We start from the raw sequence: 2,281 nt of genomic DNA on the forward strand, positions 1-2,281 counted from the left end.
CCGATATCGCGTTCGAAGACGCCGGGCAGCTGGCGCGCCGCTTCCCATGGCTGTCGGTCGAAGGCATTTCCGCCGGCGCCTATGGCCGCAGCGGCGAGGGCTGGTTCGACGCGCATGCGCTGTTGACGCTGTTCCGCAAGGCGCTGCGCGACAGGAAGATCGATTTCATCACGGCTTCCGCCACCGGCATCAAGCGCGAGGGCAACCGCGTCACCGCTGTGTCGCTGGACAATGGCGAGACGCTGGAAGCCGGCACCGTCGTCAACGCCGCCGGGCCGAATGCCGGCAAGGTTGCGGCTTTTGCCGGGCTCGAACTGCCGGTCGAGCCGCGCAAGCGCAACGTCTTCGTGTTCGAGGCGCGCGAGAAATATGCAGACATGCCGCTCTTGGTCGATCCGTCCGGCATCTATGTGCGGCCGGAAGGCTCGGTCTACCTCACCGGCGGCGCCGAGCCGGAGGAAGGCGATGTCGCGCCCGACCCCAAGGACTTTGAGGTCAACTGGCCGCTGTTCGAAGAGGTGATCTGGCCGGTTCTGGCCACCCGCATCCCGGCTTTCGAGGCGATCAAGCCGACGCGCGCCTGGGTCGGGCACTACGACTACAATACGCTCGACCAGAACGGGGTGATCGGGCCGCATCCGGAGGTCGCAAACTTCCTGTTCGCCAACGGTTTTTCCGGCCACGGCCTGCAGCAGGCGCCGGCGGTCGGCAAGTCGATCGCGGAGCTTGTCATGCATGGCGGGTATCGCACGGTGGATTGCACGGCGTTCGGCTATGAGCGGGTGGCGGAAGGAAGGGCGTTCAGGGAGCTGAATGTGATTTGAGTCGCTCGCGGCTTTCCTTGGACGCTGGTACGAGGCCCCCTCTCTGTCCTGCCGGACATCTCCCCCTCATGGGGGGAGATCGGCAGTTTCGGCGACGGCGCTTTTCCTGCAACGCCGGAGATTGGCGAAAGCCGGCGTGACATCCGATCTCCCCCCTTGAGGGGGAGATGCCCGGCAGGGCAGAGAGGGGGCGAAGGATCGCGGCGTCTGTTTTCATGTCGCCGCGTGAAAATACCCCTGCAGCCACCCAAGCACGCGCGCCCAGCCTTCGGCATGTTCGGCCGCGGCGTCCGGAAAACCCGCGAATCCGCCGTGGCAGATGGTGAGCCGCGTGTCGCCGCCGATTGGCTCAAGCAGATAGGCCACTGTCGTTTCCTTGCGGCCAAGCGCCGGATGGGCCCAGTCGTAGCGCCGTGTCTGCACGATGCGGCGCGGCATCTCGATTTCCAGAAACTCGCCGCTCGCAGGGAGCCGTCGACCGTCGGCCGTTTCCACGACGACGCTCCAGCTTCCGCCGACGCGAAGATCGGCGTTCCATCCGATCATACGATAGGTTTCGGGCGAACCCCACCAGCGTTCGACCTCAGTGGTGACCAGCGCGGCAATGACCTCGTCCGGCGAGGCGGGAAGCTCGGCCGAGGCCATGACCGTATCGGCGTTCGCCATGGCTTGCGGCAAGAATAGTTGAAGCATCGCGCGCACGCCCAGCGAAATTGTCTCGTGTCCGAAACGAAGTTCAGCCCTTCGACGGCGGGCGCTCGAAACCCTTGCCGGTTTCGAGCAGGCTCTTGAGGCTCGCCAGCACCAGCGGCCAGCCCTTGGAGACGTTGGCGATCAGCCTGTGCGGGCCGTCGGCCTCATGGATGACGGCGAGTTTTATCAATTCGCCGTCCGGCTCGATGGTGAAGGTGCAGCGCGTGTAGCCGTCCTCCTTCATCTCCGGCAGCCATTCGTTGCGCCATTTGATCACCAGGCGTTTCGGCGGGTCGACCTCCAGGATCTCGCCGGAATCGGCGACGCGCCCTTCGGGGAAGATCAGCTTCCAGCTCGAGCCGACCTTCCAGTCGCTCTCCTGATGGGAGCAGAGGAAGAACTGCCGGTTGAATTCCGGATCGGTCAGCGCCTGCCAAAGCTTTTCAGGCGTGGTGCGGATATAGGTGACATAGACAAAGCTGTTCTCGCTCACGGCTCTTCCCTTTCAAGGCGTTGCTTCAAGTCGCTCAATGCGTTGAGCCGATGGCGCTCGAACTTGCCGATCCAGCGCTCGGCGATCTCGTTGATCGGAACGGGGTTGAGGTAGTGCTCCTTTTCGCGGCCGCGGCGCATGGTGGTGACGAGGTTCGCCTCCTCGAGAACCGCCAGATGCTTGGTCACCGCCTGGCGCGTCATATCCATGTGCTCGCAGAGCGCGTTGAGGGTCTGCCCGTTCCTAGCATGGAGGCTGTCCAGCAATTGCC

General features: G+C 64.2%; 4 protein-coding genes. 1 reads left to right on the forward strand and 3 read right to left on the reverse strand.

Features of this window, described 5'->3' with window-relative positions:
- Positions 1 to 824 (forward strand): FAD-binding oxidoreductase (locus tag EOA27_RS32635; protein WP_145970689.1); only part of this gene is annotated, 824 nt, incomplete at its 5' end.
- Between the two features lie 213 nt (positions 825 to 1,037).
- On the opposite strand, the gene EOA27_RS32645 is transcribed toward EOA27_RS32635, so the two are convergent.
- The 3 genes from EOA27_RS32645 to EOA27_RS32655 form a co-directional block, all read right to left on the reverse strand.
- Entirely contained in the window at positions 1,038 to 1,517 is a 480-nt protein-coding gene (locus EOA27_RS32645) for an SRPBCC domain-containing protein (protein ID WP_126080397.1), read from the reverse strand.
- 43 nt (positions 1,518 to 1,560) lie between these two features.
- Positions 1,561 to 2,010 carry an SRPBCC family protein gene (locus tag EOA27_RS32650; protein WP_126080398.1) on the reverse strand — a complete coding sequence of 150 codons (450 nt, stop codon included), beginning with the start codon at positions 2,008 to 2,010 and terminating at the stop codon, positions 1,561 to 1,563.
- The coding region (locus EOA27_RS32655; RefSeq protein ID WP_145970690.1) for a helix-turn-helix domain-containing protein at positions 2,007 to 2,281 on the reverse strand (275 nt) is incomplete at its 5' end. The genes EOA27_RS32650 and EOA27_RS32655, both read right to left, overlap by 4 nt.

The organism is Mesorhizobium sp. M2A.F.Ca.ET.037.01.1.1, assembly GCF_003998075.1.
Lineage (GTDB): Bacteria > Pseudomonadota > Alphaproteobacteria > Rhizobiales > Rhizobiaceae > Mesorhizobium.